14 protein-coding genes are annotated in these 14,324 nt (G+C 31.4%); 9 read left to right on the top strand and 5 right to left on the bottom strand.

Features of this window, described 5'->3' with window-relative positions; all coding sequences use genetic code 11:
• Nucleotides 1-10 precede the first annotated feature (10 nt).
• From porQ to lon, 4 genes are all read right to left on the bottom strand, one after another.
• A complete protein-coding gene (gene porQ / locus CXF54_RS03315; protein ID WP_101202436.1) occupies nucleotides 11-1,033 on the bottom strand; it encodes a type IX secretion system protein PorQ in 1,023 nt (340 codons plus the stop codon).
• A 55-nt stretch (nucleotides 1,034-1,088) separates the two neighbouring features.
• Entirely contained in the window at nucleotides 1,089-2,324 is a 1,236-nt protein-coding gene (locus CXF54_RS03310; RefSeq protein ID WP_101202435.1) for a LysM peptidoglycan-binding domain-containing protein, read from the bottom strand.
• A 148-nt stretch (nucleotides 2,325-2,472) separates the two neighbouring features.
• Nucleotides 2,473-2,994: a LysM peptidoglycan-binding domain-containing protein gene (locus CXF54_RS03305; protein WP_232782563.1), complete on the bottom strand. Its 522-nt coding sequence runs from the start codon at nucleotides 2,992-2,994 to the stop codon at nucleotides 2,473-2,475.
• A 16-nt stretch (nucleotides 2,995-3,010) separates the two neighbouring features.
• Nucleotides 3,011-5,458, bottom strand: a complete 2,448-nt coding sequence (gene lon / locus CXF54_RS03300; protein WP_090838521.1) for an endopeptidase La — start codon at nucleotides 5,456-5,458, stop codon at nucleotides 3,011-3,013.
• A 293-nt stretch (nucleotides 5,459-5,751) separates the two neighbouring features.
• On the opposite strand from lon, the gene CXF54_RS03295 reads away from it, so the two are divergent.
• The 9 genes from CXF54_RS03295 (at nucleotide 5,752) to CXF54_RS03255 (ending at nucleotide 12,794) form a co-directional block, all read left to right on the top strand.
• Nucleotides 5,752-6,306, top strand: coding sequence for an RNA polymerase sigma factor (locus tag CXF54_RS03295; protein WP_101202433.1), 555 nt, complete (start codon nucleotides 5,752-5,754; stop codon nucleotides 6,304-6,306).
• A gap of 5 nt (nucleotides 6,307-6,311) precedes the next feature.
• Complete coding sequence (locus tag CXF54_RS03290; RefSeq protein ID WP_090838525.1) at nucleotides 6,312-6,863, top strand: hypothetical protein; 552 nt, start codon at nucleotides 6,312-6,314, stop codon at nucleotides 6,861-6,863.
• Nucleotides 6,847-7,929 carry a hypothetical protein gene (locus CXF54_RS03285; protein ID WP_101202432.1) on the top strand — a complete coding sequence of 361 codons (1,083 nt, stop codon included), beginning with the start codon at nucleotides 6,847-6,849 and terminating at the stop codon, nucleotides 7,927-7,929. Before CXF54_RS03290 ends, CXF54_RS03285 begins: the two co-directional genes overlap by 17 nt.
• A gap of 26 nt (nucleotides 7,930-7,955) precedes the next feature.
• Nucleotides 7,956-8,735, top strand: coding sequence for a head GIN domain-containing protein (locus CXF54_RS03280; protein ID WP_101202431.1), 780 nt, complete (start codon nucleotides 7,956-7,958; stop codon nucleotides 8,733-8,735).
• 100 nt (nucleotides 8,736-8,835) lie between these two features.
• On the top strand, nucleotides 8,836-9,198 hold the full coding sequence (gene speD / locus CXF54_RS03275; protein WP_101202430.1) for an adenosylmethionine decarboxylase: 363 nt from the start codon (nucleotides 8,836-8,838) through the stop codon (nucleotides 9,196-9,198).
• Nucleotides 9,199-9,201: 3 nt separating this feature from the next.
• Nucleotides 9,202-10,002, top strand: coding sequence for an ion transporter (locus CXF54_RS03270; RefSeq protein ID WP_101202429.1), 801 nt, complete (start codon nucleotides 9,202-9,204; stop codon nucleotides 10,000-10,002).
• Nucleotides 10,002-10,481 (top strand): DUF4178 domain-containing protein, encoded by a 480-nt coding sequence (locus tag CXF54_RS03265; RefSeq protein ID WP_090838535.1) that lies wholly within the window; start codon nucleotides 10,002-10,004, stop codon nucleotides 10,479-10,481. The genes CXF54_RS03270 and CXF54_RS03265 overlap by 1 nt, the downstream gene beginning before the upstream one ends.
• Before the next feature lies 1 nt (nucleotide 10,482).
• Nucleotides 10,483-11,247 carry a hypothetical protein gene (locus CXF54_RS03260; RefSeq protein ID WP_101202428.1) on the top strand — a complete coding sequence of 255 codons (765 nt, stop codon included), beginning with the start codon at nucleotides 10,483-10,485 and terminating at the stop codon, nucleotides 11,245-11,247.
• Nucleotides 11,248-11,252: 5 nt separating this feature from the next.
• Nucleotides 11,253-12,794 carry a polyamine aminopropyltransferase gene (locus CXF54_RS03255; RefSeq protein WP_101202427.1) on the top strand — a complete coding sequence of 514 codons (1,542 nt, stop codon included), beginning with the start codon at nucleotides 11,253-11,255 and terminating at the stop codon, nucleotides 12,792-12,794.
• A 63-nt stretch (nucleotides 12,795-12,857) separates the two neighbouring features.
• Here CXF54_RS03255 and CXF54_RS03250 read toward each other — a convergent pair whose 3' ends face one another.
• On the bottom strand, nucleotides 12,858-14,303 hold the full coding sequence (locus CXF54_RS03250; protein ID WP_101202426.1) for a hypothetical protein: 1,446 nt from the start codon (nucleotides 14,301-14,303) through the stop codon (nucleotides 12,858-12,860).
• Nucleotides 14,304-14,324 lie beyond the last annotated feature (21 nt).

Below are 14,324 nucleotides of genomic sequence, written 5' to 3'. Positions count from 1 at the left end.
TTATTTAGTTTTACTGTAGGTCGATATGCAATCCAAAAAAGCTAGCATTACTTGCTGCAGTGTATTTGGCATGTGTATAACTAAAACGTAATTTGTTTATTTTAATAGCAAATCCAGCAGACAAGCCTGAAAAATTACGTTGATCAACAATACGCAACTCTTCTGCACGTCTAAAGTTATAACCTAATCTTATATTAAAACCTTTGTCTGGAAAAAGCTCCGCTCCTAAAATAGTATGACGCATTACATTGCCTAAAAATCCAACCTTTTCTTGTGTTTGATTACCTTCTAAATCTGTGGTTGCACGTGCCGGATTAGAGGTTCCTATAGGCCACTGTTGCAAGTTTTCAAAAGTGACATGCCAACGCAATGGTACATGCTCTAGCGTTTGAGACAAACCTAAAGTGATGTCTAATGGCAAACTTTCTTGTTGTCCTGCGTAGGTTGTAATCTGTGTTCCTAGGTTTCTGACTACTAATGCAGCTTGAAACTCTAAATCGTCATCGACATACATTAAACCCAAATCTGTTGCTACTCCAAACGAGCTGTACTGCTCTAAAGTAGACGTAATAAATTTAAGATTGGCACCAAAATAAAAATCAGAATAGCCTAATTGCAATGCATACCCTAAAGATAAGGCTGCTTCTGTACCAGTAAATGTTCCTGTTGAAATTCCGTCTTCATCATAGCCATCAAAATCGCCATAATTAATATAGGTCATCCCAGCATGTAAAGTCTGAGTACGTCTGTCCCAAGTATAAGCATAAGCAGCAGTACCATAAGTAATACCACCCAAATAGTTACTAAAATTTAATGCGAATTGGTTATCCATTTCTGGATTAATAGCCGATGGATTATATAATCCCTGCGTGACATCGTAATCTATATTGGTTAAAACTTTACCTCCCAAAGCGGCTTGACGCGGGGATGATACTAAGTTTAAAAATTGATAAGTCGATTGCCCTCCCAATTGCGCATAACTAAACGTGCAACCAAACAATAGCAATAAAAGGACTATTTTATTTTTAAACATAGTTTCGCAAAGTAAATAAATCTACCCTAAAACGCAGATATAGTAAATTTATTTTTTACTTAAGTTTAAGCTTTTGTCCTATTTTTAAATTATTAAACTTAACGTTGTTTAGTAACGTTAGATTTTTAACTGTTGTTTTGTGTTTTAAAGCCAAATTGTAAAGGTTATCCCCTTCTACAATTATATGGTAATCGACACCCTCTACTTCTTCTTTAGCTTCTTCTTCCGACTCTTCTTTGTCTTCATCAGTATCATCAACTGTATCTTCAGTCGCTACTTCAGTTTCTTCTTCTAAAACGTCTTCCACAGTTTCTTCTATAGCTTCTTCAACTACAGCTTCTTCAACTACTACCGTTTCTTCAGATTCTACAATCTGTTTTACCACGTCCTTAGCTACTACTGCATCTTCAATAGCTGTATCTTCAATAACTGTATCTTCAATAACTGTTTCGCTAACAACGGTTTCAACTATTTCCTTTTGCTCTGCTACTGCAGGTATCTTTACAGGCGCTGTTACTTTAGATTGTTGCGCTTTTTTAGCTAATTTTAATCGTTGCTTAGCATCTTCCAATTGTCTCTCTGCTCTTCTAACTTCTTCCGAAGCTTCCAAAACTGTTATTTGATTTGTAATTACAGTTTCTTGAACCTCAACCTTTGGAGCTGCGACAACTTCTTCTTCGATTGTTGTTACTGGAACAGTTGTATTTGATGGTTCTGAAACCGTAGGAATAATCATTGGTTTAGAATAGATACTTCCTTTAACTTTTGTTTTTTTGTCTTTAGGATTTACTGTTTTTGTTATCTTAGTATCACTTTCCATTGTTTGTGATGTCTGTGATGGTGGCGGTGCTAATGTAGATGGTGATTGTCCTGGTCTTAATTTAGCAATAATACGATCGTCTCCAGAATAACTAATTACCGGGCTACTTGATGTTACTAAAACTTTATTGATAATTTTTAACTTTTGACCTAAACTAAGCGCGTTAGATTTTAGATTATTATCTTTTTTTAACTGCGTAAGACCTAACTTATATTTTTCTGCAATTACAGATAACGTTTCTCCTTTTTTAACAACGTGCGTAGATATGTTATTATAAACTACACCACTTGGTGTTGTTTGTAATTGTTCAGGATCCGTTTTTGCATGTTCTCTAAACACATATTCTCCTGTTAAAGTAGACATAAATGCCTCCTTTTCTTCTATTACTATTGGTAAAAATTCTTCTTCTACTTCTTGTGCTATACCTAGGTTAGCAAATAAAAACACTAAAATAAATAGTATGTTTTTCATTTTTATAAATGGATTATTTTCTGCAAATATAAGCTATTGCTTATTATCCGCTATAATTAAGGAATTTAACATAAAAAAAACACCATTATACTTTAGTTAAAAAGGATAATGGTGTTTTAAAAAATATTATTACAGACGGTTTAGCGTCTTATTTTAATCTTAACTGCTGTCCAATTGACAACGTGTTACTTTCTAAATTATTTAAAGCTTTAATATCTGTAACAGAAACACCAGATTGTCTTGAAATACCATATAAAGTATCTCCTTTTTTAACAATCCAAGCACTTTCTGAAGGCTCTTGAGTTGCAGATGCATAAGAGATATTGAGTACCTGTCCAATGCTTAAGGCATTGCTTTCTAGATTATTTATAGACTTTAATTGAGACATACTTACACCATACTGTTTAGATATAGAATATAATGTTTCTCCCCTATTAACTGTATGAGTATTACCGCTAGTTGTGTTACCACTACTAACTGTTTTACTTGCTGTATTATTTTTGTTGGATGACATTTTTGCCAAATCCTTTTTATTCATTGCTTTAAACTGACCCGTTTTTGTATTTAACAAAGCAGGTTTCCCGTCTAAAACGACTTCAATATAATTATCGTCTTGTGCAAATGCAGTTAACGAACTAAATAATACGGCTAAAACAATTAATCTTTTCATGTTACTAAAGTGTGCTTTAAAGTTTTTTTGCGTTTTTAACTTTTTGGTCGGTAATAGCAATATCAACAACCTCCAACATGTCTGACACATAATGAAACGTTAGCCCATTTAAATATTCTGGCTTAATTTCTTCTATATCTCTTCTGTTGTCTTCGCAAAGTAATATTTCTTTAATTTTTGCACGTTTAGCAGCCAATATTTTTTCTTTTATTCCACCAACGGGTAAAACTTTCCCACGAAGTGTAATTTCGCCGGTCATTGCTAAGCTCTTTTTGACTTTTCTTTGTGTAAATAATGACACTAATGATGTTAACATTGTTACACCTGCACTTGGTCCGTCTTTTGGAGTTGCACCTTCTGGCACGTGGATATGTACATTATATTTCTCAAAAACATCAGGATCTATACCTAATTCTTCAGCATGTGCTTTAATATATTCCATTGCAATGGTAGAAGACTCCTTCATCACCTTACCTAAGTTTCCTGTAATATTAAGCGATCCTTTTCCCTTAGATAAAATAGATTCGATAAATAAAATATCACCACCTACTCTAGTCCAAGCTAATCCTGTAACAACCCCTGCTACATTATTGTTTTCGTATTTATCACGTTCTAATTTTGGACCACCTAAAATTTCAATAATATCATCATTAGATATTTTGATGTTATAGTCTTGCTCCATTGCTATGTTTTTTGCTGCATAACGCACCATCTTAGCAATTTGCTTTTCTAAACCACGGACACCAGACTCACGCGTATAACCTTCAACTATTTTCTCTAATTGTGGTTTTGCAATCTTAATATGCTTGTCCGTTAAACCATGCTCTTTAAGTTGCTTTGGTAATAAGTGACGTTTCGCTATTTCTACTTTTTCTTCAATAGTATACCCTGTTACATTAATAATCTCCATACGATCTCTTAATGCAGGCTGTATTGTATTTAAACTATTAGTAGTTGCAATAAACATAACCTTAGATAAATCATACCCCATTTCTAGGAAGTTATCATGAAACTCAGAGTTTTGCTCTGGATCCAACACTTCTAACAATGCAGAAGATGGATCTCCTTGATTAGAGTTAGATAATTTATCAATTTCGTCTAATACAAATACAGGATTAGATGTTCCTGCTTTTTTAAGACTCTGTAAAATACGTCCTGGCATTGCACCAATGTATGTTTTACGGTGTCCGCGTATTTCTGCTTCGTCACGTAAACCACCCAAACTCATACGCACATACTCACGTCCTAAAGCTTCTGCTACAGATTTACCTAAAGATGTTTTACCAACTCCTGGAGGTCCGTATAAACAGATTATAGGAGACTTCATGTCATTACGAAGTTTTAAAACAGCTAAATGTTCTATAATTCGTTTTTTAACGTCATCTAAACCATAATGGTCACGATCTAGTATTTTTTCGGCACGTTTTAAATCAAACTTATCTTTACTAAACTTACCCCATGGTAAATCTAGAAATAAATCTAAATAATTACGTTGTATGGAATACTCAGCAACCTGAGGATTCATACGTTGTATTTTTGCTAATTCTTTTTCAAAATGCTCTTTAACTTTTTTGTCCCATTTTTTAGTTTTAGCACGTTTTTTCATCGCTTCAATTTCTTCAGCATTACCACCACCAAGTTCTTCCTGAATGGTTTTTAATTGCTGATTTAAGAAATACTCACGTTGTTGTTGATTTAAATCGCTTTGTACTTTAGATTGGATATCGTTTTTAAGTTCTAATTTCTGGAACTCGACATTCATAAAACGTAACGTTTCTAAAGCTCTTTCTTTTAAATCGTTAATTTCTAAAAGTGCTTGTTTTTCGTCTACAGACAAATTCATGTTTGACGACACAAAATTGATTAAAAACGCATCACTTTTAATATTTTTAATAGCAAAAGTAGCTTCTGTTGGGATATTTGGACTGTCCTTAATAATTTGTACAGCCAACTCTTTAATAGAATCTATTATAGCAGCAAACTCTTTATTTTTCTTAGCAGGAGTTGCTTGAGGTACTTCTTTTACTGTTGCTTTAATGTATGGCTCCTCAGTGATTACTGTATCAATTTCAAAACGTTTTTTACCTTGAATAATAACTGTAGTGTTACCATCAGGCATTTTTAAAACTTTTAAAATTCTAGCTACTGTCCCTACTTGGTGTAACTCTTCAGCTTTTGGATCTTCAACCTCTTCATCAATTTGAGAGACTACTCCAATAACTTTTTCGCCTTTATTAGCGTCGTTAATTAATTTAATAGACTTATCACGTCCTGCAGTTATAGGAATTACAACACCTGGAAACAATACCGTATTACGTAACGATAAAATTGGCAAAGATTCTGGTAATTCTTCTTTAGCTATTTTTTCTTCATCTTCTGGTGTCATTAAAGGTATTAACTCTGAATTTTCGTCAAAATCCTGCAATGACAAACTGTCAAGTGATATAAAGTTAGATTTTTTCATAGATATATATAAGCCAAAATGTCACATTAGTAGTTTCATTTGAGCTATTAATTTTTTAAAATTATTCTTATTAATAATCCATCTTATTGATTTACTTGTTATTAACAAAATAAAACAGTTTATTTTCATTAGTAAAATTTCAATTAATGTGCCACTTTTTAAGTTTTTACTTTCAAACCGAATAGATTCCGTGTGGAAGTTAATAGAATTGGATTCAATAAAATTTAAAATATTTTTTCTAAAAGTGTAACAAAGTGTTTTAACTTTCCTCTTTATATAAAACAAACCATTTTTTGACACTAACCAAACACAATATCGAAGAGCTTATAATGCTTTGCTTATCTGGTAACCAATTAGCACAATTGGAGATTTACAACAGATATTACAAAGCAATGTACAATACCTCGTTTAGAATTGTGAACAATAGTTTTGAAGCTGAAGACATTATGCAAGAGTCCTTTTTGACCGCATTTACTAAGCTTAAGACACTAAAAGAAATAAGCACATTTAGTGCTTGGCTTAAACGTATTGTTGTTAATAATAGCATCCATGCGTTTAATAAGAATAAAAAAAATGAAGACGTAGCACTGGACGATGTATTATATAAAATTGAAGACCAACAAGGATTAGATACAACAACCGAAATTACGTCTTCTAAAGCAAAACAAATATTAGAAACTTTGAATGTCTTAAAATCTAATTACAGAATTGCGTTAACCCTTAATTTAATTGAAGGTTATGATTACGAAGAAATTAGCCAAATCATGGATATTAGTTATGCCAATTGCAGAACCACCGTGTCTAGAGCTAAAGACAGTTTAAGAAAAAAATTAGAACAATTAAACTAATTGTTATGAGCGATAAAATAGAAGACTTATTTAAAAACCTAGACAATCAATTTGATGTTGAAGTTCCAAATTTTGGACACCAACAACGGTTTTTAGACAAATTAAATAACCAACAAATTGAAGTAAAAGTAGCCAATACTAAAGCTAGTTATTGGAAACCATTATTAGCGGTAGCAGCCTCTATAGTTTTAATATTAACCATTACGTTTAATTTAAAACCTGATACTAGTGATAAAGATTTGGCTAGTGTGTCTCCAGAAATGGCAGAAACACAAACTTTTTTTGCAAATACAATCACCTTTGAATTAAACAAATTAAATACAGAGAAAAGTCCTGAAACAGAAAAACTAGTAAACGATGCTTTACTAAGATTAGGACAGCTAGAAAAAGAATACAAAACACTAAAATTAAATTTAACAGAAAGCGGAGAAGATCAACGTGTTATTTACGCAATGATTACCAACTTTCAGAACAGAATAGACTTGCTACAAAGCACGCTTTTACAAATCGAAGCGATAAAAACATTAAAACAAAACAATTATGAAACTACTTTATAAACTAACCTTATGCCTATTGCTGCCGCTTTTCGCGTTTTCAAATAATGGCAATTGGGATGGCAAACACACTAAGAAAAAGACCATTAACAAGACCTATACTGTAAGTAAAGATGCAACACTAAAAGTAGCCAACAAGTATGGAAACTTAGATATTGTTACCTGGACAGGAAACACAATAGAGATTGAAGTAACAATTACTACCAATGGTAATGATCCAGAGGAAGTAGATAAAAGGTTAAATGAAATTGATGTCGAGTTTAACGCATCCTCTAACCAGGTCTCTGCCGAAACTGTTATTGGTAAAAAGAAGAAAAACTCTTGGTGGAGTTGGTCTAGCAATAATGACGTAAACATGAAAATAAATTATGTCATTAAAATGCCTATAACAAATAACGTAAGCTTAAATAACGACTATGGTAATATTACATTAGATACGCTTGAAGGACATGCTGACATAAAGTGCGACTATGGTAAGATTACAACTAAAGAGTTATTAGCAGATAACAACACCATCCAATTTGATTATACAAACAATAGTTATTTTGAGTATATAAAAAGTGGTAAAATAAATGCCGACTATAGTGGATTTACCGTAGCAAAAAGTAAAGATTTGACTATAGTTGCCGATTACACAAAATCACTTATAGAAATTGTAGAAAACATAGATTATAACTGTGACTACGGAAGCTTACGTGTTAATAAACTTAATAGCATTTCTGGTAACGGAAACTACCTTACAGTTGTCTTAGGTGATGTGTATAAAAATGTTAATATAAATGCAGATTATGGTTCTATTAAAATAGGAAAAATGGCCAAAAATGCTAAAAACATAAGCATCCAATCTGATTACGTAGGTATAAAAATAGGTATTGATGCAGAATACGCCTTTAACTTTGATATTAACTTAGAATATGGTGGACTTAACGGAGATGACCATTTTGAAGTACAAACAAAAAGTATAAAAAACACAGACAAGTACTACTCTGGTTACCATTTAAAAAATGGTACAGGAAATTTAGTTAAAATAAACTCAGAATATGGAAGTGTCACTTTTGATAAAAAATAATCAATTAATAATATAAATCAATCACTATGAATTTTTCAGCACACAAACACTTACCAATTACAAATGCGGTAAGTAAAACATTAAAACAAACATTACTTTTAGCATTAACTCTAGTTACTTTCTCGTCTTGTAATGCACAATGGGGTAACGGTAAAAAGATTAAAGGAAACGGAAATGTTACCACCATTACTAGATCAACATCAGATTATGATGCCATTAGATTAGCTGGTTGGATGGACTTTGAATTAGTAAAAGGTACAGAAGGTACAATTACTATTGAAGGTGAAGAAAACTTATTAGACTACATTATTACAGAAGTTGAATCTAACGCATTAGTAATTAAAATAGAAAATAACACAAATTTAAAACCAAGCGGAAGCAATAAAATCAAAATTACGGTTCCATTTGAAGACATAGATAAATTAACTTTATCCGGTTCTGGAGATGTTACTTCTAATGCAACATTTTACTCTAAAAATTTTGAAACTAAAGTATCTGGATCTGGAGATGTTACTTTAGATTTAGAAGCTACAAATGTTAAAGCTTCGGTTACTGGATCTGGAGATTTAACCATTACTGGTACTACTAAAAACTTAGAAGCAAGTGTTACTGGGTCAGGAGACATACATGCTGAGCGTTTAAAGTCTGACAATGCAGATGTAAAAGTTACAGGATCTGGCGGAATAGAAGTTTACGCTAAAGACAGTTTAAAAGCAAAAGTTACTGGATCTGGAGATATAGATTATAAAGGTAACCCGTCAAACGTAAATAAAAAAGTTACAGGCTCTGGAGATATTAGTAATTAAGACACTAAGTGAATCTATAGTTTAAAGGATTTTGCAATTAATTGTAAAATCCTTTTTTTTATGTTCTAAAATTATTGATTTAGAATGCTATATTTGAGTCATGAAAAAAAGCTTAGGATATCAAACTACAGTAGACTTTTATAATTGTAATAAAGACACCATCAATTCAGTCTCAACAATAACCACTATTTTAGAAACAGCAGCCAAGTTAATGAACCTTAATGTAGTTAACACAACTATACACCAGTTCTCTCCTATTGGTATTAGTGGTGTAATTGTAATTAAAGAAAGTCATATTGCAATACACACTTGGCCAGAACATAACTATGTCGCATTAGACTTTTTTACATGCAGTACCTTTAACGATCTTGAAAAAGGTATACTATGGATCCAAGAACAATTTGAATCTGATAAAATAGAGCAGCAATTTTCTCAAAGAGGATTTTTAGAAAAAATACATTAAGCTATGAGTTTTAAAAAATCAATTGCAAAATATTTTGATGACGAAAAAGGTAACGCTAAAGGAGAAGCACTATTAGAATATTTTATAGCAGTACTAATTCTAATAAATGTATTAGCCATTATATTAGAATCCTATAAAAGCATCTATACCAGCTATAAATCCCTTTTTCAATTACTAGAACTATTTACAATCATTGTTTTTTCAATCGAATATATCATTCGTATTTGGGTTTCAGATTTAATCTACCCACATCTATCTCCTACCAAAGCGCGATTAAAATATGCGCTTTCTTTTATGGGAATAGTAGATTTAGCATCAATATTGCCATTCTATTTACCATTTATAATCACGTTAGATTTAAGAATAATCAGATTGTTACGTTTATTTAGATTATTGAGAGTTTTAAAATTAAATCGAAATTTTAAAAGTTTAGCGGTAATACGTTCTGTAATAATTAAAACAAAAAATGAAATATTAGTTTCAGCCATATTAGTATTTATATTACTAATAATAGCATCTACTTTAATGTTTTATATAGAAAACAAAGCACAACCTGAAGCTTTTGAAAATATTGGACAAGCACTTTGGTGGGCAGTTGCAACCTTAACTACCGTAGGATATGGAGATATTTACCCAATAACAGGACTAGGTAAAATAATGAGTGCTTTTATCGCTTTACTAGGTATTGGTTTTGTAGCCTTACCAACCGGTATTATTAGCTCTGCCTATATTGAAGAAATACGTAGCCAAAAGAAAACAGAAAAATGTATTTGCCCACATTGTAATAAAGAAATAATAGAATAATGTTTGGAAACAAAAAACAACATCCATTAAACAAACTAAAAGTGGGGTTTTCATTTAGTTTATTAAAAAAAGAATGGACCATCCTTGAACTTGGTGAATATAGTTGGGATACAGGAAATATGAGTGTAGAATACACCATTGAAAGTGGTGCTGAAAAAGCATTTTTAGAAGTCGAATTTTATCGTGGTGAATTTGAAGTTATCTATAGCGAAACATTGCATCTAGGAACTATTGATTTAGATGAAATTATTGATGATGGTTACTTTAATTTTGAAGGTAAAGATTATAAATTAGAAGAAACATATTCAGGCTCTTACAGAAATATGACTATTTTTACAAGCACTGAAACCTTAACTAGTTATCAATTTTATTACAAAGACAATTGTATTACTATTGAAAAATGGAGTGACGGAAGTATTGAATCCTTTTATGGAAAAGAAATAAAACCTAAAAAAATAACCAACATTAACACCTTATAAAATGATTAACAAAATTATATGTGCTACTGTAATTAGCCTTTTATTGTTTTCGTGTGATAACACGGAAAAAGAGGTAAAAACAATAACTGTTGAGCCTTCTCAAGCCATATTAAAAAACATACCAAGTAATGATTTTTCGTTAGTATTGGATGATATGACTATTGAAGAAACTGAGAATCAAATTATACACAAACACAAGTATAAAGTTTTAGAGCTTAAAAAAGATTCGTTATACAGTACAGATAAAGACTGGGCTGTTGTAAATCAAACTTTTTTTTCTAATCATAAAAATGATTTAGGAATGGAAATTTTATCAAGGCATAATGGTAAAGTTTCAACATTAGCACAACCCGTAGGTTTTGGTTGGGCAATTGGAAATACAGCGCATGGCGAATGGGAAGAGACTAAAAAAGACTCTACAAGCACGTCCAATTCTGGAACAACACATAGACGTTGGAGAACACATTCTACTAGTCCATTTTTTTGGCTTTGGTTAGGTTCTAGACGTAGTATATTTAGAAGCGATTATACTAATTACAGAACGTACAATACTAGTGGTAGAAGTTATTATGGACAAAATAGAAATAATACTTATGGATACGGTACAAGAAGTAGTTACCAGAAAAAAACAAGGTCTTCTTTTTTTACAAGACAAAGTAAAAATGCTTCACGCTGGAATAATTTAGAAAAAAGAACTAGTAGAAGTTCTTCAAGATACAAATCAGGGTCTTCAACACGATCTAGATCAGGTGGAACTGGAAAATAGTAATTTTGAGTTATACTAAAAAACAAAAATCTACCGCCTTAAAAGTAGCCTTATTTGCTACAGGCTTAAGCGGTATCGTGGCAGAGTATATTCTGTCAACCTTAGCATCTTATTTTATTGGTAACGCCATATTGCAGTTTACATTAATTGTTTCAATTATGTTATTTGCAATGGGCTTAGGTAGTCGGTTATCCAGATTATTTACTGGTAATGTTGTTTTATCGTTTATTGTAACCGAGCTAGTGCTTTCTGTATTTATATCCTTTTCAGCAATTATTTGCTATTTGGTTTATGGATTTACAGATTTTTCATGGTTGATTATTTATATGTTTTCAATACTAATAGGTTTATTAATTGGATTAGAAATCCCGCTAGCAACCCGAATAAATGATGACTACGAAGAGCTGAGACTTAACATTTCCAATATTCTTGAGAAAGATTATTTTGGGAGTTTAATTGGAGGACTATTTTTTGCTTTTGTAGGCTTACCATATTTAGGATTAACCTACACGCCATTTATACTTGGGTTTCTTAATTTAAGTGTTTCGTTTTGGTTGTTTATTGTACTTAAAGACACATTTTCTGCAAAAACAAAAAAAATGCTTTCCATAACTTACGTGATTGTATCCACTTGTATTGCATTAGGCGTTTATTTTGCTAGCCCAATAGTACAATACGGAGAGCAAGTAAAATACAAGGACAAAATAGTGTTTAGTCAACAAACTAAGTATCAAAAAATAGTTATTACTAAATGGAAAGACTGGCACTCGTTATATATAAACGGAAACCAACAACTATCCTCTTTTGATGAGTTTATGTATCATGAACCTATGGCACACGTAACCATGGGATTAGCACCAAAAAAAAGTAATATTTTAATTTTAGGAGGTGGTGACGGTTGTTTAGCTCGAGAAATTTTAAAATACAAGTCAGTTAACACTATTACTTTGGTTGATTTAGACCCTGTAATGCTAGAGCTTGGTAAAGACAACCAAACGTTTAAAACCTTAAACAACGATGCTCTAAACAGTCCTAAAGTAACAACTGTTGCAGATGATGCCTTTTCTTTTTTAGAAAGAAATGACATATTATATGATGTCATATTTGTGGACCTTCCAGATCCAAACAATGTAGATCTAAACAAACTGTACACTAAAGAGTTTTATTATTTATGTAAAAATAGGTTAAGCGATAATGGCTTAATGATAACCCAATCAGGAAGTCCCTATTATGCAACAAAAGCCTTTTATTGTATAGAAAAAACAATGCGTGCTGCGCAATTAAATACCATTCCATTACATAATCAAATTTTAACTTTAGGAGAATGGGGCTGGATTATAGGTAGCAAAAATAAGATAACTACAAAACAGGTTCATGATGTAGATGTTTCTAGTATACCGTCCTTAAAATGGCTTAATAATAGCTCAATTGGTTTGTTGACGTCTTTTGGAAAACCATTAGCAGATACAACGGATATTAAAATTAATACTATTTTCAACCCTAAGTTGTATACTTATTATAAAGAAGGTAATTGGAATTTGTATTAATTTTTAAACATAAAAAAAGCCCCTATCTTAATTTAAGTTAGGGGCTTTTTTTAGTGATTAATATTACTCATAAATATATTCTCTAGTAGTATCTAAAACGCCTTCATAGTAATCATTTGAAGTCTCTGGATAATTGTTTGAATTGTATGTATACACATATTCCTCAGGAACGACTACAGTCCCATTGTCATTTTCCGTATATGATAAAATATTATTTTGACCACTATCAATAAACCCTGAAAAATCAACATTAATTAAATTTAGCGTTTGCAAATTTGATATATTTTTGAAGATACCATTGCTTGTATCATATGCATAAGTAACGCTAAATCCATTATCATTATTTTCTTGTAATAATTGATTGTTATCAATTATTACTATTGTTTCTGAGGTTAAATTAGTTTGCGAATTAAGGTCTCCTAAATATTTTTTTTCTGTAATAGTTCCATCAGTATTATAGGTTAATTCAAATCTTATACCTTGATTATCTGAATTTATATATACAGTATAAACTATTAATTGGTTGTTAGTATCATATTCTGGAATTGTATAATCAGCTATAGCTCCATTATCATCATAAGTTTCAATCTTAGTTAATAAATCATTTTCATATGTATATGAATTATATAAAACGCCATCAACAGTAACTGAAGTTAAATTATTTCCATCATAAAAGAATTCTTCTGTTTCCGAAGTTCCATCTAATTCTGTCCAAATCATTTGCTTTAACAATAAACTGTCATCACTAGAATTACAATTTAATCCATCAATGATTGCTTGAATACTTCCATCTGCATCACCACAACTGCTAATCTGACTTTGTAGTGCTGTTTTATAAGCATTACATAAATCTGTGTTAGTTGTATCATTGTTATACTCATTTTCCGCAACTGTTGTATTAGCTATAGTTTCATCACAACTTGCAGTCGTCGTTGCTGTTTTACTCCAAACGGAAGTACCAGATACTACCGCAGTAATTGCACCTCCAGAAACTGTATTTGTTTCGGTTGATTCTTGTGTAAATGTTAAGGTTTGACCATCTTCAGAAATACTAAAATTTATAGTTTGTGCTCCTTGAACTTGAGAAAAATCTACACCTTGATATTCTAAAGTAAAAAAAGAACCATCAACTGTCATTGTATTACCACTTACTGAATAATCTCCAGCACCAGTAACATCTGTCAAAAATATATCTTGAGTACTATTTACACCATTAACGGTAGAATTAACATTATACCCATAACTTCCTAAAGCACTAAAAGATCCTGGTGTAAACGTCATGTTATAATTAGGATTCATACCATCTATAGTAGTATTAGAATCTATAGTTGTACCACTAACCTCTCCTGTGTTACTAATTGTGTTATTAAAATCAACTAAAGCCCAAGTTCCAATTAAGCTAGAAGAACTACCGCCTTCAAGACTTAAAAACTCACCTTCTAAAGCTTCGTTTTCACAACTAAATAACACTAAGACTAAGGATAATAATGGAAGTAATATTTTTTTCATTTTAAATAATTTTAGATTATA

Source organism: Olleya sp. 1-3 (genome assembly GCF_002836085.1).
In the GTDB taxonomy this organism is placed as follows: Bacteria; Bacteroidota; Bacteroidia; order Flavobacteriales; family Flavobacteriaceae; genus Olleya; species Olleya namhaensis.
This window is presented reverse-complemented; position numbering and strand designations above follow the sequence as displayed.

Coding starts and splice junctions, on each gene's coding strand:
- porQ (WP_101202436.1), bottom strand. CDS start 1,033: ATGTTTAAAAATAAAATAGTCCTTTTATTGCTATTGTTTGGTTGCACG.
- CXF54_RS03310 (WP_101202435.1), bottom strand. CDS start 2,324: ATGAAAAACATACTATTTATTTTAGTGTTTTTATTTGCTAACCTAGGT.
- CXF54_RS03305 (WP_232782563.1), bottom strand. CDS start 2,994: ATGAAAAGATTAATTGTTTTAGCCGTATTATTTAGTTCGTTAACTGCA.
- lon (WP_090838521.1), bottom strand. CDS start 5,458: ATGAAAAAATCTAACTTTATATCACTTGACAGTTTGTCATTGCAGGAT.
- CXF54_RS03290 (WP_090838525.1), top strand. CDS start 6,312: ATGAGCGATAAAATAGAAGACTTATTTAAAAACCTAGACAATCAATTT.
- CXF54_RS03285 (WP_101202432.1), top strand. CDS start 6,847: ATGAAACTACTTTATAAACTAACCTTATGCCTATTGCTGCCGCTTTTC.
- CXF54_RS03280 (WP_101202431.1), top strand. CDS start 7,956: ATGAATTTTTCAGCACACAAACACTTACCAATTACAAATGCGGTAAGT.
- speD (WP_101202430.1), top strand. CDS start 8,836: ATGAAAAAAAGCTTAGGATATCAAACTACAGTAGACTTTTATAATTGT.
- CXF54_RS03270 (WP_101202429.1), top strand. CDS start 9,202: ATGAGTTTTAAAAAATCAATTGCAAAATATTTTGATGACGAAAAAGGT.
- CXF54_RS03265 (WP_090838535.1), top strand. CDS start 10,002: ATGTTTGGAAACAAAAAACAACATCCATTAAACAAACTAAAAGTGGGG.
- CXF54_RS03260 (WP_101202428.1), top strand. CDS start 10,483: ATGATTAACAAAATTATATGTGCTACTGTAATTAGCCTTTTATTGTTT.
- CXF54_RS03250 (WP_101202426.1), bottom strand. CDS start 14,303: ATGAAAAAAATATTACTTCCATTATTATCCTTAGTCTTAGTGTTATTT.